The sequence below is a fragment of the Faecalimicrobium sp. JNUCC 81 genome, assembly GCF_053667625.1.
The window spans coordinates 353,150-378,669 of record NZ_CM132203.1 but is presented as its reverse complement, the minus strand read 5'-3'; the positions used below and the strand labels follow the sequence as shown (position 1 = coordinate 378,669).

Here is a 25,520-nt window from a genome sequence, read left to right as displayed (position 1 = left end):
GTGTAAGGATGGTGATAATTTGATTAAATTAACAATACCAGGTAGACCTATAAGTAAGTCTAACTTTAAACTTCATAATGTTCATGGACAAGCATGGATGCCATCAACTGGTAAACATTCTAAATACTTAGCCTATGAAAATATGATTGCAGGTTATATAAATCAGCAATACCAAGGAGATACAATAGAAGAAGATTTAATTACTGTCTTAAAACTATACTTCCCAAATAAACGTATGGGAGATTTACATAACTATCCTAAAAGTATTTGTGATGGTATAGAAAAAAGTGGTATCATCAAAAATGATAAACAGTTAAAACCAGTATTATTATTTGATTTTATAGACAAAGAAAATCCTCGTGTAGAAATAGAACTTTATCCTCTTTCTAAATATGATGTATCTTATAATATTTTTCCAAGAGAATAATAATAAAGAGAACTTACTTTACCTAAGTTCTCTTTATTATTATCTGTTTTAAGTTATACAATTCTATTTTACCCAAGCTTAGAAACAACATCCTTTAACATTTCTCTTATAGGAAGTTCATATGGACATTTAGTTTCGCATAATCCGCAACTTACACATTCATTAGCTTTTCCATTTGAAGCTGCATATCTTTGCTTAGCCCAGTCCTTTAAATTGTATCTAGTATAATATCCTTCTAGTAAAAAGTTTGCTGGTATATTTATACCTACAGGACATGGAAGACAATATTCACATCTTCTACAGAATCTTTTCCCTAGGTTTTTTCTTATTTCTTCTATTTTTATATTATCTTCTTCTGTAAGTTCTAAATTTTCTAGTACTTTGGTATTTTCTTTAACTTGTTCTACACTATCCATCCCTGGTATAACTACATCGATGTAATCTTTTGAAAGTATATACTTTATAGCTAAAGTAGCATTGTCTATTGCTCCTCCTGCTAAGGGTTTCATAACAATTATTCCGATACCTTTTTCATTAGCTTTTCTAAAAGCTTTATCAGCTTGTCCTTCTACTATGTTATATGGAAACTGTATTGTTGTAAACTTATCACTCTCTATTGCTTTTTCTATTGTTTCTAATCCATGACTAGTTATTCCTATATGCTTTATCTTACCTTCTTGTTTTGCTTCTAATAATGCTCTGTAAGCTTTATCTTCATCAAATATTAAATCATACTCTTCTGGCTTAACATTATGAAGTTGATATAAGTCTATATAGTCTGTCTTAAGATTTTTCAAGCTTATTTCTATATCTTTTTTCATATCTTTATAGTTTCTTGACATACTTTTAGTAGCTATAAAAAACTTTTCTCTTCTTCCATACAGGCTATTTCCTATATATTCTTCACTTATTGTGTATCCTCTGGCTGTATCTATAAAATTAACACCTTGCTTTTCTAATTCATCAATAACTTTATTTGTATCTTCTTGAGTTATCCTTTGAATTGGTATTCCTCCAAATCCAACTCTTTTTACATTCATATCACTTTTTCCTAATAATCTCATTACTTTCCCCCGTCATAAATTTTTATCTAAGCAACGAACCTGATTTATAGGTCATTATCGATACAAGCTTAGCAAGTTTTATTATCTAATATTTCTTTTATCATAGCAATCTCTCTTTTATGACCTTCGTCTTCAAGAGGAGTTTCTAAGAAAAATGGTAGATGGCTTATTTTAGGATGAGTCATAAAGTTGACTATAGCCTCTAATCCTATTTTACCTTCTCCAATTACTTCATGTCTATCTTTCTTATCTCCAAATGGCATCATACTATCATTTAAATGTACTGCCTTTAATCTATCTAGTCCTATTATTTTATCAAACTCTTCTAATACCCCATCTAAATCATTAACTATATCATATCCAGCTGAAAATACATGACATGTATCTAAGCAAACCCCTAATTTTTCATTGTGCTCAACACTATCTATAATTTCTTTTATTTGATTAAAGTCAAACCCTATTTCCGTTCCTTTTCCAGACATAGTTTCAAGAAGTAAAGTTAGATTTTCTTTTCCAGTTAAAGCTTCATTTAATGCATCTGATATTCTCTTTATTCCAAACTCTATACCTCCACCTACATGACTACCTGGGTGGAAACACATATATTCTATTCCTAAAGAATCCATTCTTTCTATATCTTCTTTTATAACTTTTCTAGCAAATTCATACACTTCATCCTTTGCTCCACCTAAATTCATAGTATATGGTGCATGAGCTAGTATTTTTCCAAAATTATTTTCTTCTCTTATTTTTTGAAACTTTGCTATATCCTTTTCATCAAATGCCTTAGCATTTCCTCCTCTTGGATTTCTGCTAAAAAATTGGAATGTATTAGCGCCTATTTCCACTGCTGTTTGTGCTGCTTTAAAAAAACCTTTTGCTATTGAAATATGTGGTCCTATTACAAGCATGTTGTAAATCCTCCTTATTGTCGATTTTATTATATTTATTTATAAACGATATTATACTTTAATTATACCCAAAAAAATAAGTATCAACAAAATTGATACTTATTATATATTGTACTCTTCCTCTTTTGACAGCGGCACAGCTAGTATAACTAGATCATATGCAGCTTCTTCACTAATTTTTTCTTTCTTACTTAAAATCTCTTTTAATTTTGATTCTATTGTCTCATTAAGTTCATTTAATTCTTCTCGGTTAAGATAAATGTTATTATAATCGATTATATTATTATTCTCTAATCCATCTTCCTCTGCAGCTTGGTAAAATAGTTCACTTATATTTTCAAATTTAGATATATACAATTCTTCACGGTCACATTCATCATCTAAAGAAAAATCTATAACATTTTTACCAATTACTATGTGCTTTGCTTTTGGATAATAATACTTTTCAACAATACCTGATTTAATTTTTTCCTCAACTAATTCTAAAATTCCTACTTTATAAAGTGTTTTTATATGATAGTTAATCTTAGCATGAGGTTCATCTAATAATTGAGACAATTGCTTTGCTGATAGCGGTGATTTATTAAAAGTTTTTAGTATATCTATTCGTCGAGGATGTGCTATTGCCTTTATGCACTCTAAATCTCGTAATACTAATACTTCTTTCATCTCTCCCACCCCCATAAAAAATTTATTTTAATGTAAGTTAATTATATATGAAGTAGTGTAAGTTGTCAAAAAATTCCATAATTTAAAATATATTTAATTTTAGTTTCTGTGATAAGTCTTCTAATATCTTAACTCCAGCCACACTATTTCCTTTTTTGTCTAATGCCGGACCGTAAACTCCTATTCCCATTTGATTTGGAACAGATGCAAGTATTCCTCCTCCGACACCCGACTTTGCAGGTATTCCGACCTTTATAGCAAATTCTCCTGATGCATCATACATACCACAAGTTACCATAAATGTTTTTACCATTCTTGAAACACGTTCACTTATTAATCTTTCTCCAGTTTCAATATCTACTCCATAACTTGCAAGATTAATTCCTATTCTTGCTAAATCTATTGCATCTATTTCTATAGAACATTGCTTAAAGTATAAATCTAGTACTTCTTCCACATCACCTTCTATAAATCCATCATTTTTTAATAAGTAAGCCATAGCCCTATTTCTATCACCGCTCATTTTTTCTGACTTATATACATCATAATTTATTCCTATATTATCATTTTTAGCTAATCGTCTAAAAAATTTTAACATTCTTTCTTCTTTTTCAACTATACTACTACCTTTTATAAGAGATGTTGTAACTATTGCTCCTGCATTTATCATTGGATTGCAAGGTTTTTTCGTATCATTAGTCTCTAGCTTCATTATAGAGTTAAACGGATCTCCACTTGGTTCCATGCCAACTTTAGAGAAAACATAAGACCAATCATTGTCCATAAGAGCCATCGCAAGCACTATTGTCTTTGATATACTTTGTATAGTAAACTTAGTATTACAATCTCCTGCTTTATATATATTATTATTTTTGTCTATTATGCATATCCCTAAATCATCTATACGCGCATTCTTCAATTCCGGTATATAACTTGCAACTTGTCCATAGTTTGTGTATTTTCTATTTCTGTCTAATATGTCATGTAAGATTTTTTCCATATTATTACCTCCCTATTTAGTTATATTTCGAAATATATAGTACTACTATAATACAAAAAGTCCTGATATTATGTCAATATCAGGACTTCTATATCTAATCTACTATTTTACTTCCACCTATAAATTCTCTTATTATAGAAGTTAAAGGTATATCGGATATGTCTTCTAACTCGACAAAATATTGTAGCAATTTTAATAATCTATTAGCCTCTATATATGCTTCATTGTCTCTTGTTATTTCTTCTAATAATGGTTTTGCGTATTTTTTTAGAACTGATAGTTCATAAACGCATGCAGAGTTAAATATCACATCCGCCTCTTCTTGATATGGGAATATATTTTTATTTTCTCCTCTTCTAACAGATTGCCACTGCATAATTGTTTTTTCTGCACTGTATCCTCTAAAATTATAATCTCTAACCATTCTTCTTATAAGTCTTAAGTCAGTAGTTGGTATTCTATTATGATCATCCAAATTTATTTGAGTTAAAGCACTTATATATATTTTAAATTTATCTTCATCTTTTATTGATGATGTTAACATAGGATTTAATCCATGAATTCCTTCTAATATTATAGGTTGATTTTGTTCGATCTTTAATTTCTTACCTGTTTCTTCTCTTTTACCAATTTTAAAATTAAATTTAGGAAGACTTATCTCTTCTCCATTTAATAATTTCTTTAAGTCTGAATTAAATCTTTCTAAATCTATTGCATATATAGATTCAAAATCAAAATTTCCAAACTCATCTAACGGTGTATCTTCTCTATTAACAAAATAATCATCTAATGATATTGATACAGGTTTTAAGTTATTAACTCTAAGATGTATAGATAATCTATGAGCAAAACTAGTTTTACCTGATGATGAAGGCGCTGCTATAAGTACTACTCTTTTTTCTTGTTCTTTTATTGCATCTGCAATTTGAGACAACTTCTTCTCATGTAAAGCTTCTACTGTTCTTATTATTTCTGGATATTCTTTATTTTCTATAATTTTATTAAGTGTTATAACCTTATCCACTCCTAAAAGATTAGACCACTGCTCTGCTTCTTGATATACATCTGCTAATTTTGGCTGTGGCTCAAATTCAATAGCAATATTTTTATTTTGTGGACTTGGACCTAATACTATTACACCATTTTTATATAATTTAAGATTAAATGTTTTTATATATCCTGTTGATGGAAGCATGTATCCATAAAAATGGTCTATCATTCCATTACACTTATATATTTTCACATCATCATACTCTTTATATTCTAGAAGTTTAGCTCTTTCATACATTTTATTTTCTTCAAATATTTTAATTGCTTCTTTCTTTGTTGTAGATATTTTTTCTATTTTATAGTTAGAATCAATTATTTGTTGCATTTTTTCTTTTATATTCTCTATATCTTTTTCAGTTAATTCTCTATCTATATGCACATCACAATATAAACCTTTTGATAAAGAATGTTCTACTACCACTCTTTTATCTCCAAATAGCTCTTTGCATGCCATTATAAATATAAAAGACACAGTCCTAGTATAAACTCTACGACCATCCATATCTGTTGTATCTAAAAACCTAAGATCACATTCATCATCAATTTCATATGTTAATTCTCTTAATTTATTATTTACAATTCCCAAAGTTATATATCCATTGTATTTATCACTTACTTCCTTAGCTATATCCTCTAATAATATACTTGAAGAGTTTTCCTCTAAATTAAATTTTTCAACATCTTTATTTACATATAAATTTATAGTTTTCATAGTAATGATCCTTTCTTCCCTATATATAGGAAAAAGAGGTATTTATACCTCTCCCTTAATAGCATTTAATTTGTTTATAGTTTCTTTTATATGTTCATAATTAATTTCTAAAATTAAATATTTAGCTTCTATTCTAAGCACTTCTTTTATGTGCTTCTTTTGTAATATACCTCTGCCTATACCTATATGTATATCATCTATACCATCGTTGTCACTTAAATGAATTACTTTTATTTTGTCTTTTAGAGACTCTATATAATCATCCTTATTAATCAAATAATGTCCTGTATCATAACAAAACCCTACATTATTATTTTTTATCACTTTAAATATATATTCAAAATCATAAACTGTGTTACCTACATTTGAAAAATCTCCACAATTAGAATATACATTTTCTATAGTTATTTCATAATTTATCTCTTCACATAGTTCTTTTAAAAATTCGGTGCTATTATCTAAGTATCTTTCTTTATTTTTCTTTAGTCTATTACTTATTACATAGCCTAAGTGAAGGTTAAAATATTTTATGTCAAAATCCTTTAAATCATTACTAATATTTTTAGTAAAATTTATCCATGATTTTCTTATATATTCTACATTTTCACAAGTGTTTAATTCCATAGGTAAATGTATGCTTAAAGATAATCCTAACTTTTCGATTCTATCCTTATATTTATAAAGTTTAGTACATTCATTTAAATTATCGATACCTAATTCTATATGTTTTATATCAGATATATTCTCACATAAATCTAAAGCTTCTTCTATATTAAATAATAATGCTGAAATTCCTATTATCATATCAACACCTATTTTATTGTTCCAATTTTATTAAATGGAAATAATCTAACCATTACTTTTCCCATTATATCTTTTTCATCAACTAACCCTACATCTTCATATCTACTATCTAGACTTTTTTCTCTATTATCACCCATAGCAAATACCTTTCCTTTTGGTATTACCATGTCTATAGCTCCTTCTGTATAATTGTCATGAATATATGGTTCTTTTATAAGTTTATCATTTACATACACATTAGAATTTTCTATTTTTATATGATCTCCTTCAACAGCTATTACTCTTTTTACTAAATCTTTCGCACTCCCATCATCTTGTAATAAAGCTGTACTAAATACTATTATATCCCCTTGCTTAGGCTCTCCAACTCTATATGACATTCTATTTATTATAAGATAGTCATTTTCCTCCAGTGTTGGATACATTGACTCTCCTCTTACTAATGTCGGCTTTATAAATTGAGTTATTATAAATGCAAATACTAGAGCCGTAGCAATTATTTTAATCCATTCTATTGCTTCCTTCTTGAATTTGTCACTCATCCCTATCATCTCCTCTAAATTTAAGTTTTATTGAAATAAGGTAAATTTTTAATAGCTACCTATTAAATGTATTGCTACCTCATTAATATTATCATACTTGTTCATTTTAATGCCTAAGTCTAATAGTTCACAGGCTTTAACTAAATCTTGTATGACTTCCATAGGATCACCATATATTTCTTCAATGTCTTCTTTACTTACTCCCTTAAAGCCATGACCAACTGGACTTTCATTTCTTAGTTTTATTAAATTTTCTAATCTATCACTATTTAATATCTCAACTACTTTTTCCATTCTTTTAGTCTTTTTAACATTTCTATTTATATAATTGGTTACTCCATGTATTAAATTTCCATTATATATATTATACTTCTTTTTCAATGTATATAAAATATTTTTCTTTGATACCATGTACCCATACATACATACTTTATAATTCTTTGATTCTTTGCTACTTACAAATATATATTTAAATAATGCCTCTTTTAATCTATAAAGTCTTCCCAAGTAATCAATATACTCTCCCTTTACAACTTGAATTTTTATATTTTCTATTAACTCCGATAATATATCCTCAGGTTCACCTAATTTTAGATTTTTTAAATTTTCCATTAACTCATTTATCTCACTTCTAGACGTTATTTGACCACTCATTTGTTCTATAAATTCTAACGATTTTTTAAAGTCAAAATTTAAAGCATATTTACATGATTCCATTAATAAATATAAATCTCCATCTATTACTCCTGCTTCTTCTAAAACCTCTAATACTGCATCATAGTCATAACGACTTAAAAATTTTGATATTAAATATTCATGATTTTTGTCTAAAGAACTCACAATATAATTCCTCCTAAATACTTTTAACTAAATGTACTTACAAGTTATTATTAAACTATATCAACAATAAATATACCTTCTCTAAAAAATTCTATTTTTATTTTTTACGTCTTTTGAAAAATCTTTTTCTAGAGTTTTTACTATATTCATCTACTTTATCTAAATTAACTTTCCACAAAAGTACTATATAAATGAAAAAAACTACAAAGGAAAAATTATATTTTATCATTGCTATAAAATCAAAAGTCCCATGTAATAAAATAGGAACTAAAATAGCCATAAATATATATTCTCTCTTTTTAATAACCTTATTGCTAAACTTATACTTAGAAATATAGTATCCCATTGTAATTGCAAACATAATATGTGCTGGTACAGATATTATGCCCCTCACCATTCCTACTTCAATTGCAGTTTTGGATTCTTCAAAAAATATATAAATTATATTTTCAACAGTTGCAAACCCCAAAGATAAAAATATAGAATAAATAATTCCATCTAGTTTTTCATTAAAGCTTTTTTCTTTTAATAAATTCGGTATTAAAACTAAAGCCTTAAGGCCTTCTTCTGTCAATCCTGCTACTATAAATGACATATATAGCAAGTTAGAGTATCCACTATATCTATTTATGCCAATTAAAAAATCTTCTGCTATTATAGCAATCACACTTATAAATGCTCCTAGTATAAAAAATTTACATAAAATAATTATGGGCTCTTTATCATACTTATCTTTTAAATAACACCATATTATAAGTGCTATTGTAGGCGCGATAGATAATATTAATAGGTTCAATTTCATAAAGTTAATGTCCTTCTCTCTTATATTTTATATATATTATTTCCATTTTTCTTAACAAAATAATAAACTTATTCATACTATAAATATAAGAGATTACTAAATTGTTAAAAGAAAGGGTGATTACATGCAAGATGGATTCTTAACAGTTAGTGTTATTGACAGTTCGAATAATAGACCAATTGTAGATGCTACAGTAAATATTTATTCAATTCCAGGACCCGGAGAAACTGCTACACCAATTCATCAAAATTTAAAAACTAACATATCCGGTCAAGTCACAAACTTAGCTCTACCAGCTCCAGATATTGATTATTCACTAGATCCAAACGCTCAGGTTAGACCTTATAGCGAATATCTTGTTGAGGCAATTGCTGATGGCTATGAAACTGTAATTATCAACGGTACTCAATTATTGCCTACAATTGGCGCTAGACAAACCGTTCCTATGCCACCAAGAAGTAGAGCTAGAGGTTCATATTCTAGACAAAATGAGGAAGTTTTCATTATTCCAGATCATACATTATACGGAGACTACCCTCCTAAGATACCTGAAAGTAGCTTAAAACCTCTACCACCACCAACTGGATTTGTCGTTTTAGATAACCCAGTTGTTCCAGAATTTATAGTTGTTCATGATGGACTTCCTGAAAATACATCTGCTCCAAATTATTGGATTCCATTTAAAGACTATATAAAAAACGTAGCATCTTCTGAAATATATTCTACATGGCCTACTCAGACAATTTATGCAAACGTAATAGCTATAATTTCATTTACATTAAACAGAGTGTTCACTGAATGGTATAGAAATAAAGGATATAGCTTTACCATAACTTCAACTACAAACTTTGACCATAAATTTATGAAAAATAGAAACTTCTTTGATCCTATAAGCATTGTTGTTGATGACATATTTAATACTTTTATAAAAAGACCTCCTACTTCTAGACAGCCATTGCTTGCTCAATATTGTGATGGTAAAAAATCTCAGTGTCCTAACCAAATGACTCAATGGGGAAGTAAGGATTTAGGAGATCAAGGAATGGATTATGAGTCTATATTAAGATATTTTTATGGAGATGAAATTATTTTTGAAAAAGCACCTATAGTTAGCGGTGTACCTATATCTTTCCCTGGCGAAACTTTACAGGTTGGGTCTAGTGGTAAAAATGTTAGAACTATACAAAATCAACTCAATGCAATATCAAACTCTTATCCTGCTATACCAAAGGTTAGAGAAGATGGAATATATGGTGAAAGTACTGCTAGTGCAGTTAAAACATTCCAACAAATATTTGGATTACCTCAGTCAGGAGTTGTAGACTTTAAAACTTGGTACGAAATATCAAGGGTTTATGTTGCAGTAACTAAAATAGCATCTTTAAACCCAACTATTTAGTAAAAAAAGTGTCTCAAAATAATTTAGCTATTATTTGAGACACTTTTTTACTATAAATATTTTAATCTATATTTTTAAATATATTGCTAAGTAGTTATTTGAAAATATCTATATATTCATCTTTAATTATATGGCTTATGGTATTTATATTTATTATATATTCTGGTATTCCTGCTGCATAAGGAGCTATTTCGTATAAATCAAAGTAAATAATTAAATTGTCATCTTGTATATAAAATTTTTGAGTATCTTTTATTCCTTTAAATTGATAAACCCCTTTAGTCTCTGGATCCTTCTTACCTAAATATTCTATTTGTTTTCTAATTTCATTATCTATTACTTTTTTATAATTTGATTTTTCTTTAAATAGATCATTTAGTACTAATATTTTACCACTCTTTATATCTATATTATAAGTTATATCTTCATAATAACCATGGGCCCCTCCGCTATACTTGTAGTATTTTACCATTATACTTAACATATCATCACTATTTTTCTTAACTTCAAAATCTACATTTGCTACAAATTTATTTTGCTCATCTGGCATACCTTGAAAATAACTTTCAGCCTCTTTTTGAGATACATCATAAAATTGCATTATATCATTTCTAATCTTTTCATTTATACCATAATCTATATCTTTATTCGAAGTCATTATTATAGGTATATTAATTACACTATTAATATATTTATTATTTTTAGTTATAGTTTGAGTATCTACATTTGCTACTATTTCATCCGTTTCTATTATCTTTATTTTGTTTTTAAATATTTCGTATGGTATTTTAAATTCATAAATCCCTTTTTCTTTACTATCTTTATAAGGATTAAAATAAACTGAAATACCTCCATCTGTGATTATATAGTTAGTATACTTATTGATATTTATTTTTTCTTTATCTATCTTTAACTTATTTTTATCTATATAATTATCTATATAATTTTTAATCACTTCATCATAGTCACTATTATCTTTTAAAAAATTATCTATATACACCCTCTGCCCAGTTTTTAAATCAAATATATAGCTATCCTTTTCAAGTTTAACATCTTTTTGTTTTTCATTTGTATTTCTATATATTACTATATTAAGTAAATTACTATCTTCAAAAGCTACATGATAATTTATACTAATATCCCTCTTCTTTTTTTCTTTTCTTAATTCTCCTATTTGTCTTTGATGATTAACAAATTCATTTACACTTTTTCTTATATATGCGTTTATATATCTTTCAACCTCATAATTTTGGTAATGAATTTTTGGCATTTTTATAGCTATTGAAGTATTTTTACCATCTATCTTGATTTTCTCTCCTGTTACCTTCACTGTTCTTAGTCCTTGGTATAAATTTGTTTGCATTATATCTTTTATATTATTAAACTTGCCTTGTTTTACTATTGATATTATTAGTATTCCTATAGTTATTATAGTTATTGATTTTAAGAAATTATTTGTATGCTTCATATATTGTTCCTCCTAAATACAATTCACCTATTATATTTAGAGTTTTTATATGTTTTCATACATAGTATTTTATTAAGATAGCGCTATATCTTTTTTAGATTTATTTGCCATAGCTAATATAAGTCCAAGTGCAATAGATGCAAATGCTGATGCTATTACTCTATATTCTGAAGGTAGCATAAATACTATTGTGTGACATGGAATCCAAAATAAAGGAATTGTTTTTAATAAAGTAAAACTAACATATCTGTACCAATCTATTTTTTTAACTAAGTATGATAATGAAACATCCTTTTTATTAGTAAGATAAATCTCATCTATATATGTATCCGTAAATCTGTGGAATAAAAATATAACTGGAGATTGCAATATATTCATAACTATACTAGTTAATAATGCATGAGAGAATAAAGAACCTCTAAAAGGCAATTTGCCAATTTCTTGAGCTTTTTCTACTCCAGCTGGAAACACAGTTAAAGCTAATGTTGTTACAACTCCAATAAATCCCCAAATTATAGCTTTATAAATAATTCCATTTGGCTTTTTCCAATAGCGATTTATAATTCTTACTCCAAGTAAATCTCCCATAGTAGCTAAAATTAAAAACTTAAAAAAACCTCCCATATATGGATAGCTTTCTGTTGTTGATATGAAAATTTCCCTAGACCTTGGCTCAATTAGTATAACTATCCATAGTATAAGTACTCCAATCCAAATAAAATCTCCCTTTTTCACAGCATTTCTCCTTTTTATTTATAATAAACTTAATCAATCCTTCTTCGCACAATTCCTTTATTCCTCTATAAATTTATTATTTTTATAAAACAAAATAATAAATTTATACAATTACTATCTTAATATTACTTTAACTATAAAGAATAAATGAAATTATATATAAAAAAATATTATTAATTGTATATAGAATGTAATACTGATATATTCTCTTAGAGATAAAAAACTTGGAGATATATACAGTGTAGAAGTTGGACTAAAATATGGGTATAGTGTGGGATATATTTTTATAGGTATATGTTCTCTTGTTTGCTTTTTAGCAACTATCCAATTGATAACATTATTAAGAAAAAAATAAAGTACTTTAAATTAATACATTTTATTGCGCCCATTTTTATACTAACAAAATAGCCTAAAGTTTATACTTTAGGCTATTAATTGCTTATTATCTACATTCCTATAAACATTAGTCCCATTGATATTATTATCCCTGAGTATAATAAATCTATTAAACAAAAACCCATAATATCTTTTGCACCAAGACCTGCAATTCCTAATGCTGGCAATGCCCAAAACGGTTGTATCATATTCGTCCATGCATCTCCCCAAGCTATGGCCATTGCAGTTTTAGCTGGATCTACCCCAAGTGCTGCTCCAGCTGGCATCATTATAGGTGCCTGAACTGCCCATTGACCACCACCTGATGGTATAAAAAAGTTTACTATACCAGCACTTAAAAATGATAACATTGGGAATGTAACTGTTGTTGAAATTTGAACAAAGAAATTAGATATTAGTATTGCTAAAGAAATACCTTCAGCATTTACACCTGTCATCATTCCTATTATTCCTGCATAAAATGGGAATTGTAACATTATTGGACCTGCCCCTTTAGCTGCTCCTCCTAACGCATGCAAAAATCTTTTTGGAGTCTTATGAAGTGCTATACCTGAAAATAAAAATATAAAGTTTACTATATCTAAATTTAAGTTAAATCCATTATTAATAAAGAAATATATTATATATGCAAAACCCATTATTGACATTATTATAGTAACTATTTTACTATTCTCTAATTTATCCGCTGGAGTCATTTCATTTCTTTGCATTTCTATAAATTCATCATCATCTTTTAATAAATCTTTCTCTATAACTACTACTTTTTCTTTTATTGGATGCATTGCTTTATTTAAAAGAGGTAGTGTTATAACTAATACACCTACTATGGCCATATTAGATAAAGAGAATATAGTTTTACTTGTAGAAATACCTTCAGCTCCTATAATTCCTGCCGTAGCAGACACAACTGCTTCTCCACCTGATGCTACTGTTAAAGGAATTGACCCTGAAAGACCCGCATGCCATAATAAGAAACCTGAATAAGCTGATGCTATAAGTAATCTGTAGTCGACTCCATCCACTTCTTTAGCTAATTCTTTAGCAAATATTGCTCCTATAACTAGCCCAAATCCCCAGTTTATTAAACATGCTACTGATGATATAAAAGTTACCATTAATATAGCTTGAGTTGGAGACTTTGGTATTCTCGCTAATGATTTAAGTGCATTTTTAAACATTGGAGCACTTGCAAGGGTATGACCTAATACAAGTACTAATGCCATTTGCATTGTAAAAGCTAACAAACTCCAAAATCCACTAGTCCAATGTAAAACCATATCCATAGGACCCTGACCAGTAAATATAATTCCTGAAATAAATATTGCAAAAGTTATTATAATACAAAATAAAAACGGATCTGGTAAGTAATTTTGGACAATATTAACACAGCCATTTGTAAATTTTTTGAACACACTATTTCCCCCTTTTATTATGCTTTTAACTAATAGCCTAAGATATTAAACTTAGGCTATTAGTTACTTTATAAAACTTAATTAATCTTCCATTATTTTTAAATTATCACTTATTATTAATTGTGCTTCTGTGGCATTTTTTACATCTTCTATGGTAAATTCTTTATTAATTTCTGTTAAAATTAACCCCTCACTTGTTACCTCCATAACACCCATTTCCGTTACTATTAAATTCACTTGACCTTTAGCTGTTAGTGGTAGTTTACATTCTTTTAAAATTTTAGCTTTTCCTTTAGCAGTATGTTCCATTGCAATTATTACCTTTTTCGCTCCTACTACTAAATCCATAGCTCCACCCATTCCTGGAACCAACTTTCCTGGTATCATCCAATTTGCAAGATTACCTTGTTCATCAACTTGTAGTGCTCCTAATATTGTTATATCAACATGGCCTCCTCTTATAATTGAAAATGATGTAGAGCTATCAAAGAATGCTCCTCCCTCATTTATAGTCACAGGTGAACCACCTGCATTTACTATATATTTATTTTCTTTATCTTTATCTGGAGTAGGTCCAATTCCTATAAATCCATTTTCTGATTGAAGTGTTATATCTATATCTTTTGGCAAATAATTTGGTACAAGCGTTGGTAGACCTATTCCTAAATTTACTACATCTCCATCTTTTAATTCTTTAGCTACTCTCTTTGCTATAAATCCTTTTATTTGACTTCTATCCATTACTTCACACCCCCATCAATTATATAATCTATGAATATATGTGGCGTCATTACATGTTCTGGATTTATATCTCCAATTTCTACAATTTCATCAGCTTCAACTATTACTGTATCTGCTGCAGTTGCCATTACTTGTGCAAAATTTCTACCTGAGCCACTGTAGTATGCATTACCTTTTTTATCTACTTTACTAGCTCCTATTATAGCTATATCAGCTTTTAATGGTTTTTCTAATAAAAATTCATTCCCGTCTATGTTAATAGTTTCCTTACCTTCTGCTACTAATGTTCCTATTCCTGTTGGTGTTAAAACTCCACCAAGTCCAGACCCTGCACTTCTTATTCTTTCAGCCATAGTTCCTTGTGGTATAAGTTCAAATTCCGTTTCTTTATCATTTAATTGTCTTATAGCCTCTGGATTTAATCCTATATGAGTAGCCTTTATCTTGCTAAATTGATTATTAACAACCATTTTACCCACTCCATAATCTACAAATCCTGTATCATTGCATATTAAAGTTAAATCTTTTACACCTAATTTAACTAATTCATCTATTATTTTATGAGGGCTTCCACACCCCATAAATCCACTTACCATAACTGTCATAGAGTCTTTAACTAAGTCCCCTAAATTACTTAAATCTATAATTTTATTTTTCATAATTTATATCCCCCATTCTTAATTAAATTGACTTAATTATCACACAAGTACCCATTCCTCCGCCTATACAAAGTGAAGCTAATCCATGTTCTAAACCTCTCTTTTTCATTTCATGTATAAGAGTTGTAATTATTCTTGCTCCTGATGCACCTAATGGATGACCTAATGCTATAGCTCCGCCATTTACATTAGTTCTTTCTTCAAACCACTTATCATCTACATTGTGACTTTCTTTAAGTTCCTCTATAACTCCTAAAGATTGAGCTGCAAATGCCTCATTTAGCTCAACTAAATCTATATCTTCCATTTTCATATCTGCTCTTTTTAAAGCTTCTTTTATTGCAGGTACTGGGCCTAACCCCATAACCGCTGGATCAACTCCACCTTGACCAACAGATATTATCTCTGCTATTGGATTTAAACCATACTCTTTAACTGCTTTTTCAGACGCCACAATTATTATACTTGCTCCATCATTTATTCCTGAAGCATTACCAGCCGTAACCGTTCCATTACTTTTAAATGCTGGTCTTAACTTAGATAACGCCTCCAATGATGTACTTCTATTTGGATATTCATCTGTATCAACAATAGTAGATCCCTTTCTACTTTTCACTTCTATTGGAACTATTTCTGACTTAAATCTTCCTCCATCTAAAGATGTAATAGCCTTTTCCTGAGACTTAATAGCAAATAAATCTTGTCTTTCTCTAGATATGTTATATTTCTCAGCTATATTTTCAGCCGTTATACCCATATGATAATTATTAAATGCATCCGTAAGTCCATCATTTATTAAACTATCTTTAAGTTGCATACCTCCCATTTTATTTCCTAGTCTAGCCTCTATACCTGTTATATATGGTGCTTGAGACATAACTTCAACTCCACCTGCTATTATTAAATCTGCCATGTTAGCCTTTATTTGAGAATATGCTGTCATTACTGATTTCATTCCACTTCCACAAATTATATTAACTGTATAGGCTGGTACTTCATTAGGAACATTAGCAAATATTGCTGCTTGTCTTGCTATGCCTTGACCTTGACCTGCTGATAATACATTTCCTAATATTACTTCATCTATATCACTTGGATTGATTTTACTTTCTTCTATAACTGACCTCATAACTTGGGCTGCTAATTCAGCCGCTGATACTTTAGATAAGCTTCCTAAAAATTTTCCAATTGGACTTCTTTTAGCATTTACAATATATATTTTAGACATTAATACTTCCCCCTAAAAATCTTATTTTAAATTTTAAACTTATGTACACCTGCTCTTTAAGATTAGTATAGTTCTAGTATTCTCCTTTGTGAAATTCCATAATTTGACATACTTATAACTTTAAGTTATAAATAAAAAAGACTGATTTTTATAAAAATCAGTCTTTTTTATTTAGCTTTTTTTCTACATATTTTATAAAAGTTTTTACACTTTTTGAAATATATTTATCTTTTTTAACTATAAATCCTATGTCCCAACTTATATCAGGTTTTTTTATCTTTATAGTTTTTATATCTTTAGTTTTAAATCTTTCTACGATAGGTTTTGGCATTATAGTTATGCCTTGATTAAGTGCCACAAGTTCTATTATAAAGTCCCACTGAGATGTTTGTATTATTATATCAGGGAAAAATCCCGATGATTCACAAGCATCTATTATTTTATCATGCATCATAAAGTGTTCATTAAAAGTTATGAATTTTTCCTCTTTTAGCTCTTCTATATTTATCGATCTTCTATTTGATAACTTATGTTTTTTGCTTACAATTAACATAACCTCTCCATCTGTAACTGGAGTAGTTACTAAATTATTTGATTCTACTGGAAGTATTACTACTCCTAGTTCTATTGTTTCATCTTCAATTTTATCTTTTATGTTATTAGACCCTTCTTCTAATATTTTTACTTCTATATCTGGATATTCTTCTTTAAATTCAGCAACTATAGATGTAAAGTATACACTCCCTATAACAGGTGGCAACCCTAGCGTTAAGTGCTTTTTAGATGCTATCAAACTATCTTCTAATTTGTATATTTCTAGATTTATAATATCTAATGCTTTTTTTGCATTTACATAAAATATTTCTCCTTCATCCGTTAGTTTGAAACTTCTAGTGTTCCTTTCTATTAATTTTGTATTAGTTTCATATTCTAAAATTTTTATAGCTTTACTAAGTGCTGGTTGTGAAATATGTAAATTATTAGCAGCTCTTGTAAAGTTTCTTTCTTTAGCTACTTCTATAAAATAAGTTATGTCCTTTATATTCATGTCCATCATCCTTTTAGTTATATATACCTATATTATAGTTTAATGGAATTTAAAAATCCCCACTAAATTGTTTTTTAGTGGGGACTTTATTTTATTTATTTTGTAAGCTAGCTACAATATCATTTGGTATTACAAATTCTTGTACTCCCATATATCCTGGACCTACTTCATATTTATCAAAACAAATTACTAATTCATTATTTTTATTTATATAGAACTTTTGATCTTTACTTATTGATTTAAAGTTTTCTGCCATTTCATCATCTAGCCAATAAGCTTTATCTTTATCTTGTTTCATTCTTTCTTTCATTTGCTCTTTAATGTTTTCGCTTATTGCATTTACATAATCTGATCCATTAAACATACCTTCTAAAGTTAATACTGTTTCATTTTCTTTGTCTATAGTATAATATTTACCTTCAGTGTTAGACGAAGCTTGAGCATGATAAGTATATAGTGCTAAAGATAGTATTTTATCATTATCTGTCTTAACGTCATACCAAGAATCAACCATTTCTCTTCCTTCTATACCCTCTTTTTTAAGCTCTTCTATTTCTTTTAGGTAGCTATTATATAAGTTTTTACCTTCACTTTCAAATGCTTTATTTAGTTTATATTCTAGCTCTTTATTTTTTAAGCCTTCAATTTTAGGTGATTTTATAGATACATCAAATCCATTATCTTCTATTCTATAGTTAGCTAAATTTACAACCTTAACTAAACCTCCTATTACAGGTACTTTCTCTAGTGTGTTTGCAAATGATGGGCTTAAATTTATAGATACTACAATGATACCGAATGAAGCAGCTGCTGATACCCATTTAAAACTATTTTTTACTTTTTTACCTAATGATTCATTTACTACATCTTCTAATCTATCAGGTATTTCAATATTATTATATTCATTTTTTAATTGTTCCATTTTTTTATTTTCTATCATATTTTCCATCCTTTCTAATTTGTAATTTCCATTTTTAATTTTTTTAGTGCTGAATATAGTCTGGTTTTTACAGTATTTACATTCTCGTCTAATATGTCTGCTATTTCTTGTATCTTCATGTCCTCAAAATATCTTAATATAACTATAGTTTTATAATCATCATGTAATAAATCTAATGCTCTATGCAAATCTATATCTTTATAGGTGTCACTATAAGTGTGCCTATTACTTATGTCTTCTTCATCTAATGCTAGATATTTTTTATTTTTTCTTATATAGTCAATAGCGCTGTTTGTTAGTATTCTATAAAACCATGGCTTAATATAATTTATGTCTTTAAGTTCACTTATTTTAGATAGGCCTTTACATATAGCGTCTTGAACAACATCTAATGAATCATCTTCATTTTTTGTGTAACTATAGGCCATTCTATAAAATGAATCCTTATTTTCTACTATATAGTCTTTAAGTTCTTTTTCTTTATTCTTTTTACTTGAGCTCAGTAACTTCATTCTAAACTATCACTACCCTTTCTAACTTTAAAGTTACATATATATAGACGATTTTAATATCTTTAAAAGTTTTAGTTAATATCTATATTTATTTTTTATTTTTATAATCTAAATTTATAATTATATTATTTTTTCTTATATTTGTTTATTAATATTCGCACTGTATGATAATTATTGTCTTATTTTGTAGAAAATATTCCGTGAATTATTGACACACAAATATTTCTCATGTATATTTAATTTCATAGGATACCTTTAAGATAGTCCCGTGAGACTAATAAGGAAATATACATAACGTAGTATTTTACCTTAATATCACTATCGGTATTAAGGTTTTTTGGTGTCCTAAATTAAAACCTATGGAGGATACTATGAAAACTCAATCTATAAAAAACAATTCTAATCAATTAGCTGTCAAAATGGCTTTTGCTCTAATATTAGGGCTTATCGCTGGAACTTCATTTATTTTCTTAAGAGAGTATCTAAACTCTAGCGGAAACTCTGAAGCTTGGTCTTTAGTTAATAAATTATTATTCCAAGATATAAGTAGCAATGATGGAAACGGCGCAATAGGAATCTTTTACATAGCTGGCCAGCTATTTATCAATTCATTACAATTAGTTATTGTACCTATGGTATTTACATCTATAACACTTGCCATGTGTCATATAAGTGATACTAAAAAGTTAGGTCGCATCTCATATAAAACAATATTAGGATTTTTAGCTACATCTGTATTTGCATTAGTTTTAGCTGGTGTATTCGGACTTACAGCCCATAAGCTTGGATTATTTAATGTAAGTATTAACGATATAGCTTCAAGCCAAGGGAACTCAGGTAACAACCCATTGCTTGTATTTGTTCAAGCTATACCTAATAATATAGCTTCTGTCTTTAGTGATAACGGACGTGTATTATCTATTGTTTTCCTAGCAGTTGTTACAGGACTTTGTATAAATACTTTAGGCGACCAAATATTAATTTTAAAAAATTTATTACAAGATATCAATAAAATAATAACTACATTTTTAACATTTATTATAACTAAATTTGGTCCTATTGCAATATTTGTGTTAATAACAAGAACTTTTGCAATATACGGAGTTGATCACTTAAAACCAGCTCTTGCATATGTTCTAACTGCTACAATAGCGCTATTGATATTTTTAACTTTTGGATATGCATTATTCATATTCTTAACTACGGGTCTAAATCCAATTATATTTATAAAGAAAATAGCTAAAGTAGCATTATTTGGATTTTCTACATCTTCATCAGCAGCAACCCTACCTTTAAATACTAAAACAATAGTTGAAGAGTTAGGTGTTAATGAAGAAATAGCTTCTTTCACACTTCCACTTGGAATGACAATTAATATGAACGGTACAGCAATAATGCAAGTTGTTGCCGCAATATTTATAGCTTCAAGCGCTGGATATAATGTAACAGTTGGAAATATATTAATAATTGCTTTATTAGCATTAATAGCTTCAATAGGAACTCCTGCTGCACCTGGTGCTGGTGCAATTATATTATTTACTGTATTAACAGGTATGGGATACCAAAATGATGCTGCAGTTTTAGCATATTCATTAATACTAGCTATAAATAGACCTATTGAAATGTTAGTTACATCTCTTAATGTCGTTGGTGATGCTGCAACTGCTATATTTGTTGCTAAATCTGAAAATTGCCTTGATGAAAAAATATATAATAGTTAAATTTTGAAGAGTGTGCCTTAATTCACACTCTTTTTTATAATAACATTCGACACTTATACCCATATTTTTAAAATTAAAACATATTTTTTTATTTTCTTGTTGACAAAAATATACATATAATTTATTCTCTAGTTAAGGACATATTTATGACATGTCAAATATTAAGAAGTACTCTACTTTAATTATTAATATTTTTCATGTTTATATTTTTTCAAGCTTAGGTAAACGTTTCTTAAGCTCACAAAGGAAAACCTATTCATAATTATGTCAAATACAATTTTATATTTTGGGAGGAAATATGGAGAACAATAAAAATCTTATCAAATTAATGATTACAGCTTTCGTTATAGTTGTAGCTTGTGAATTCATCGGTGAGTATACAGTTAATATCGGCCCTGTAGCTTTAGTTTTATTCCCGATGTTATATGCAGTTATAGTAGGAATTATAATTACACCAGATTTATTAGGTAAAAAGATTAAAGCTTTAAAAGAAATGATTGGCGAAAAAGAAATCAACATTGCTGGTGATGTTGTTGGTATAGCATTAGTTCTATTAGGTATAAAGTATGGATCTACTGTTGGCCCTAACTTAGCAAAAATAATAGAGGCAGGACCTGCATTCTTAGCTCAAGAATTTGGACATATTTTAGCTCCGTTAGTAGCACTACCTTTAGCTTTATGGTTTGGATTTAAAAGAGAAGCTGTTGGAGCTTGTTCTAGTATAAGCCGTGAGACTTCTTTAGGTGTTATATCTGAAAAATATGGTATAAATTCACCAGAAGGTAGTGGAGTTTTAGGTACTTACTTAATGGGTACAGTTATCGGTACGATATACTTCTCTATATTAGGTTCAGTTTCAATATATACAGGACTTCATCCATATGCATTAGGTATGGCAACTGGAGTTGGTAGTGGTAGTATGATGACCGCTGCATCAGCTGCACTTACAAAAGTACCTGAAATAGCATCTAATCCTGAAATGGTTGATACTATACTTTCTTATGGTGCTACAAGTAACATGATGTCTAGTTTAACAGGACTAATATTCTTAGTATTTATAACTTTACCATTAACTAACAAATTATATACTATATTAGAACCAAAACTTGGTAGAAATAGTAAAAAAAATAATAAAACAGCATAATTGAAGAGAGGTGCATTTAAAATGTTTAGTAATATAAATTTAAAAAGAACTGGATACCAATTTGTAGTTATGTTAATAGTTGGAGCTATGATACTTATAGGACAATTTATAAGTAGAGGTACTTCTATAATAACAGCTCTTCCTGGTATGTTAATAATGATATTTGCAGCTATGATAGCTATGATGTTAAAAGATTTATTTCCTAAATCAATATTCCCAGCTTTTGGATTTGCAACAATAATAGGATTAATACTTAGCGTACCAGGTAATCCTGTATCTGATGTATTTAATGCTCAAGTTGCTAATATAAACTTTATGGCTATAACTACTCCACTATTAGCTTTTGCTGGTATATCTGTTGGTAATAAGATAGAAGAGTTAAAGTCTATGTCTTGGAAGATAGTAGTTATATCATTAGTAGTTTTCACAACTATATTCTTCGCTTGTGCGTCTATAGGACACATTGTGTTAAAGATACAAGGTGTTATATAAATTTAAATTAAACTTGGAGGGTTATTATGAATAAGCAACAATTAAAAAATTTAATTATAAAAGCAATAGATGATAATAGAGATAAAATAATAGAAGTGGGTCGTGGAATATACGAAACTCCAGAATACGGATACAAAGAGTATAAAACAACTGAAGCTGTAGCTAACTTCTTACATAAGGAATTAGGATTGGAAGTTGAAAAAAATATAGCTGTTACAGGATGTAAGGCTATTTTAAATAATGATAAAAAAGGTCCTCATATATCTGTATTAGGTGAATTAGATGGTATATCTTGCAAGGAACATAAAGATGCTAACGACATAGGTGCTTCTCATACTTGTGGTCACAATATACAAATAGCTGGTATGCTAGGTGCTGCTTTAGGATTAGTTAAAAGTGGAGTACTTGATTCATTAGACGGTAAAATATCTTTCATGGCTACTCCAGCTGAGGAATTTATAGAATTAGAATACAGACAACAGTTAAAAAATAATGGGGAAATAACTTATTTTGGCGGTAAGCAAGAACTTGTAAAAAGAGGTTATTTTGATGATGTAGATATGTCTATGATGTTCCATTCATTAGATATGGGTGAAAATAAAGCATTAGTTGGTCCTGAAAGTAATGGATTTATAGGAAAGAAAGTGCAATTTGTAGGTAAGGAAGCTCATGCAGGTTCTGCTCCATATGACGGAGTTAATGCTTTAAATGCAGCAATGTTAGCTATAAATAATGTAAATGCATTAAGAGAAACTTTTAAAGAATCTGAAAGAGTTAGGTTCCATCCAATCTTAACTAAAGCTGGTGACATAGTAAATGTTGTTCCTGCTGATGTTCAAATGGAGTCTTATGTTAGAGCTAGAACTATAGATGGAATGATAGATGCAAGCGAAAGAATAAATAAAGCATTAATAGCTGGTGGTATGGCTGTAGGTGCTGATGTTATCTTAACTGAAATACCTGGATACTTACCAATATTACGTTACAGAAGTATGGACAACTTATTTAGCAGTAACTTAGTTGAATTAGGTATAGATAGCGAAAAAATAGTTGATGGTGGAGATTTCACAGGTTCATTTGACTTTGGTGATATATCTCACTTAATGCCAACGCTTCATCCTATGATAGGTGGTGTTAAGGGCGCTCTTCATACTAGAGATTTTGAAATAGTTGATGAAGATTTAGCATATATAGTTCCTGCTAAGTCAATGGCTATGACAGTTGTAGATTTATTATTTGATGGAGCTAAAGAAGCTAATAATATATTATCTGATTTTACTCCAGTAATGACTAAAGAAGAATACTTAGGATTCTTAGCTAAATATGATAGAACTATATAATTAAATATTTTAATAAAAATAGGAACTTCTAATTAGAAGTTCCTATTTTTATTAAATCTAAAACAATACCTCTATAAGATTTTTTGGTCTTCCTCCACCTTTGCTACTCTCTTTTGCATATATTCTTCCTAAATCTGCCGATACAATTTTATTTAATATACGTCTAGAGCTTCTCTCACTTATATCTAAATAATTTGCTAATTCTTTGGTATCATAAATTTTACTTTGTCTAATTTCATTTATTGCCATTAATTTAGCTACAGATTCACAGCTTAATCCGGTCCTGGTGGCTATATCCATTACTTTTTCATTAGATGATACTAAAGAATAATTTAACTCATTGTCAAGACCTAGTGGACCTTTTATAAAATCATTTTCATCAACTGAGTATATATAAAATTCATCTGAATCTTTACAACGTTTTAATGCTTTATATCCGTTAGCTTCTGCTTGATAAGCAGTAACACCTATTCCTATTCCTACCCCTAAAGAAAACCCTATATTTTTTATATCTTTTTGTAATTTAAATAACTTGTTATAATTATCTATATTTTCTACCGCTCCCTTATGAGCAAAAACTATATACTCATCTCTACCAAAATTAAATAAAGACCCTTGAATACTTCTAACATATTCAACTATAAATTTATCCATTTCAGATTTTTTAATCATGTTTGAGTAATAGTTTTCATTATTACTCTTATAGTCAGCTAAGCTCAATACTTCTACTGCTATTTGCGAATACTGTGCTTTATTTAATTCAAATTCGCTTTTAATTTTTTCATAGCATACTTTTATAAGAGGTCTTGTTACGTGTAGTCTATATACAGGGTAACCTTGCCTTTTTATTTCATTATACACCCCAGCAAAACCTGTTAGAATTACACTAATCTTATTTTGCTTATATAAATTTATATGCCATTTTGCATATTCCATTTCATCTATTTCATTAGAAAATGGTAATGAAAATATTTCTTTATGGTTAATATCTACTTCTTGTAAAATATCTTCTAAAATTTCATTTTCAACTACATCTATACTAAATCTATCTAACTCCATATTATCTTCTTTTACTTCCCAAAATGCCTTTAGTATACTAGTTCCACCCCTTGATACAAATCCATTTGGTTTTTTAACTTCATGTTTAGATTTAACAGCTTCAGAAACTCCACATCCTGTAAATATAATTACATCGCATTCTTTCTCACAAATAGATATCTTATCTAGAGTATCTACCACTCTCTCACCTATATATAATTTGATTTCTATCTCTCTGTCTAATTGGCATAAATATTCATATATTTTTTGACTGGAGTCTAAAGGTCCAATAATACCTACTATCATTAATTTATCACCTTAATCTTTTATATATTTATAAACAATATATATCATAATTTTCCCTAATTGTAAAATATATATATATTTAATTAATTTTACTTGTTATAAAACTTTCATTTTTAAAGT

General features: G+C 28.5%; 25 protein-coding genes. 6 read left to right on the top strand and 19 right to left on the bottom strand.

From position 1 onward, the window contains the following. The first annotated feature begins 19 nt into the window (after nt 1–19). Nucleotides 20–427, top strand: coding sequence for a RusA family crossover junction endodeoxyribonuclease (locus tag JNUCC81_RS01980; protein WP_208332986.1), 408 nt, complete (start codon nt 20–22; stop codon nt 425–427). Nucleotides 428–495: 68 nt separating this feature from the next. On the opposite strand, the gene JNUCC81_RS01975 is transcribed toward JNUCC81_RS01980, so the two are convergent. From JNUCC81_RS01975 to JNUCC81_RS01935, 9 genes are all read right to left on the bottom strand, one after another. Next, nucleotides 496–1,491 carry an aldo/keto reductase gene (locus JNUCC81_RS01975; protein ID WP_454095084.1) on the bottom strand — a complete coding sequence of 332 codons (996 nt, stop codon included), beginning with the start codon at nt 1,489–1,491 and terminating at the stop codon, nt 496–498. Nucleotides 1,492–1,559: 68 nt separating this feature from the next. After that, nucleotides 1,560–2,402 (bottom strand): deoxyribonuclease IV, encoded by an 843-nt coding sequence (locus tag JNUCC81_RS01970; RefSeq protein ID WP_454095083.1) that lies wholly within the window; start codon nt 2,400–2,402, stop codon nt 1,560–1,562. Nucleotides 2,403–2,504: 102 nt separating this feature from the next. Beyond that, nucleotides 2,505–3,071 carry an ArsR/SmtB family transcription factor gene (locus JNUCC81_RS01965; RefSeq protein ID WP_208332989.1) on the bottom strand — a complete coding sequence of 189 codons (567 nt, stop codon included), beginning with the start codon at nt 3,069–3,071 and terminating at the stop codon, nt 2,505–2,507. Nucleotides 3,072–3,153: 82 nt separating this feature from the next. Continuing rightward, complete coding sequence (gene glsA, locus JNUCC81_RS01960) at nt 3,154–4,071, bottom strand: glutaminase A (RefSeq protein WP_208332990.1); 918 nt, start codon at nt 4,069–4,071, stop codon at nt 3,154–3,156. Nucleotides 4,072–4,165: 94 nt separating this feature from the next. Next, entirely contained in the window at nt 4,166–5,833 is a 1,668-nt protein-coding gene (locus tag JNUCC81_RS01955; protein ID WP_454095082.1) for a nucleoside kinase, read from the bottom strand. A gap of 42 nt (nt 5,834–5,875) precedes the next feature. After that, nucleotides 5,876–6,637, bottom strand: coding sequence for a sugar phosphate isomerase/epimerase family protein (locus JNUCC81_RS01950; RefSeq protein WP_454095081.1), 762 nt, complete (start codon nt 6,635–6,637; stop codon nt 5,876–5,878). Between the two features lie 8 nt (nt 6,638–6,645). Then, nucleotides 6,646–7,179 (bottom strand): signal peptidase I, encoded by a 534-nt coding sequence (gene lepB / locus JNUCC81_RS01945; protein ID WP_454095080.1) that lies wholly within the window; start codon nt 7,177–7,179, stop codon nt 6,646–6,648. Nucleotides 7,180–7,227: 48 nt separating this feature from the next. Further along, nucleotides 7,228–8,019, bottom strand: a complete 792-nt coding sequence (locus tag JNUCC81_RS01940) for a hypothetical protein (RefSeq protein ID WP_454095079.1) — start codon at nt 8,017–8,019, stop codon at nt 7,228–7,230. 97 nt (nt 8,020–8,116) lie between these two features. Beyond that, complete coding sequence (locus tag JNUCC81_RS01935; protein WP_454095078.1) at nt 8,117–8,821, bottom strand: PrsW family intramembrane metalloprotease; 705 nt, start codon at nt 8,819–8,821, stop codon at nt 8,117–8,119. Nucleotides 8,822–8,945: 124 nt separating this feature from the next. Here JNUCC81_RS01935 and sleC point away from each other — a divergent pair, with 124 nt between their 5' ends. Then, on the top strand, nt 8,946–10,220 hold the full coding sequence (gene sleC / locus JNUCC81_RS01930) for a spore cortex-lytic germination protein SleC (RefSeq protein ID WP_454095077.1): 1,275 nt from the start codon (nt 8,946–8,948) through the stop codon (nt 10,218–10,220). A gap of 94 nt (nt 10,221–10,314) precedes the next feature. On the opposite strand, the gene JNUCC81_RS01925 is transcribed toward sleC, so the two are convergent. The 9 genes from JNUCC81_RS01925 to JNUCC81_RS01885 form a co-directional block, all read right to left on the bottom strand. After that, nucleotides 10,315–11,688: a DUF3298 domain-containing protein gene (locus JNUCC81_RS01925; RefSeq protein ID WP_454095076.1), complete on the bottom strand. Its 1,374-nt coding sequence runs from the start codon at nt 11,686–11,688 to the stop codon at nt 10,315–10,317. Nucleotides 11,689–11,760: 72 nt separating this feature from the next. Beyond that, nucleotides 11,761–12,423 (bottom strand): hypothetical protein, encoded by a 663-nt coding sequence (locus tag JNUCC81_RS01920; protein WP_454095075.1) that lies wholly within the window; start codon nt 12,421–12,423, stop codon nt 11,761–11,763. 446 nt (nt 12,424–12,869) lie between these two features. Continuing rightward, nucleotides 12,870–14,231: a short-chain fatty acid transporter gene (locus JNUCC81_RS01915; RefSeq protein WP_454095074.1), complete on the bottom strand. Its 1,362-nt coding sequence runs from the start codon at nt 14,229–14,231 to the stop codon at nt 12,870–12,872. Nucleotides 14,232–14,312: 81 nt separating this feature from the next. Further along, the gene (locus tag JNUCC81_RS01910) at nt 14,313–14,972 is read right to left on the bottom strand and encodes a 3-oxoacid CoA-transferase subunit B (protein ID WP_454095073.1); all 660 of its coding nucleotides are present in this window, start codon (nt 14,970–14,972) and stop codon (nt 14,313–14,315) included. Continuing rightward, nucleotides 14,972–15,631, bottom strand: coding sequence for a CoA transferase subunit A (locus JNUCC81_RS01905; protein WP_454095072.1), 660 nt, complete (start codon nt 15,629–15,631; stop codon nt 14,972–14,974). The genes JNUCC81_RS01910 and JNUCC81_RS01905 overlap by 1 nt, the downstream gene beginning before the upstream one ends. 22 nt (nt 15,632–15,653) lie before the next feature. Further along, the gene (locus JNUCC81_RS01900) at nt 15,654–16,859 is read right to left on the bottom strand and encodes an acetyl-CoA C-acetyltransferase (protein WP_454095071.1); all 1,206 of its coding nucleotides are present in this window, start codon (nt 16,857–16,859) and stop codon (nt 15,654–15,656) included. A gap of 157 nt (nt 16,860–17,016) precedes the next feature. Further along, on the bottom strand, nt 17,017–17,907 hold the full coding sequence (locus JNUCC81_RS01895) for a LysR family transcriptional regulator (RefSeq protein WP_454095070.1): 891 nt from the start codon (nt 17,905–17,907) through the stop codon (nt 17,017–17,019). 91 nt (nt 17,908–17,998) lie between these two features. After that, nucleotides 17,999–18,847: a DUF3298 domain-containing protein gene (locus JNUCC81_RS01890; RefSeq protein WP_454095069.1), complete on the bottom strand. Its 849-nt coding sequence runs from the start codon at nt 18,845–18,847 to the stop codon at nt 17,999–18,001. A 14-nt stretch (nt 18,848–18,861) separates the two neighbouring features. Further along, the gene (locus tag JNUCC81_RS01885) at nt 18,862–19,359 is read right to left on the bottom strand and encodes a sigma-70 family RNA polymerase sigma factor (protein ID WP_454095068.1); all 498 of its coding nucleotides are present in this window, start codon (nt 19,357–19,359) and stop codon (nt 18,862–18,864) included. A 371-nt stretch (nt 19,360–19,730) separates the two neighbouring features. On the opposite strand from JNUCC81_RS01885, the gene JNUCC81_RS01880 reads away from it, so the two are divergent. The 4 genes from JNUCC81_RS01880 (at nt 19,731) to JNUCC81_RS01865 (ending at nt 24,056) form a co-directional block, all read left to right on the top strand. Continuing rightward, nucleotides 19,731–21,080 carry a dicarboxylate/amino acid:cation symporter gene (locus JNUCC81_RS01880; RefSeq protein WP_454095067.1) on the top strand — a complete coding sequence of 450 codons (1,350 nt, stop codon included), beginning with the start codon at nt 19,731–19,733 and terminating at the stop codon, nt 21,078–21,080. A gap of 298 nt (nt 21,081–21,378) precedes the next feature. After that, entirely contained in the window at nt 21,379–22,224 is an 846-nt protein-coding gene (locus JNUCC81_RS01875) for a DUF3100 domain-containing protein (protein ID WP_454095066.1), read from the top strand. A gap of 21 nt (nt 22,225–22,245) precedes the next feature. Next, nucleotides 22,246–22,716, top strand: coding sequence for a hypothetical protein (locus JNUCC81_RS01870; protein ID WP_454095065.1), 471 nt, complete (start codon nt 22,246–22,248; stop codon nt 22,714–22,716). A gap of 26 nt (nt 22,717–22,742) precedes the next feature. After that, nucleotides 22,743–24,056 (top strand): M20 family metallopeptidase, encoded by a 1,314-nt coding sequence (locus JNUCC81_RS01865; RefSeq protein WP_454095064.1) that lies wholly within the window; start codon nt 22,743–22,745, stop codon nt 24,054–24,056. A 57-nt stretch (nt 24,057–24,113) separates the two neighbouring features. On the opposite strand, the gene JNUCC81_RS01860 is transcribed toward JNUCC81_RS01865, so the two are convergent. Continuing rightward, entirely contained in the window at nt 24,114–25,400 is a 1,287-nt protein-coding gene (locus JNUCC81_RS01860; protein WP_454095063.1) for a transcriptional regulator, read from the bottom strand. Nucleotides 25,401–25,520: the final 120 nt, after the last annotated feature.